The 229-nt window shown below is 67.7% G+C and carries 1 protein-coding gene; it reads left to right on the plus strand.

Annotated elements, in window-relative coordinates:
• Positions 1-23: 23 nt before the first annotated feature.
• Positions 24-229, plus strand: a 206-nt coding sequence (locus ACQG3P_RS25695; protein ID WP_426806621.1) for an asparagine synthase-related protein, incomplete at its 3' end; no start/stop codon positions are given.

A 229-nucleotide genomic window follows, 5' to 3' on the forward strand; every position in this document is an offset into this window, starting at 1 on the left:
TCACCCGAAACACACGCCTGCACATGGACGACGCGAATGCGATCAGCCTGGTCGAGATGATGCCCCGCGACAACTGCGATCCCTATGCCGACTCGTCCGCCATTCCAACACTGCTGGCGGCGGAGGCGGCCGGCGCCTCGTGCCGCACGATCCTCACTGGCGATGGCGGCGATGAGCTCTGCTTTGGCCACGGGGCGGACGTGAAGGCGCGGCGGACCCAGGGGCTGGT

The organism is Stenotrophomonas sp. SrG (assembly GCF_050031795.1).
Taxonomy (GTDB): domain Bacteria; phylum Pseudomonadota; class Gammaproteobacteria; order Xanthomonadales; family Xanthomonadaceae; genus Stenotrophomonas; species Stenotrophomonas rhizophila_A.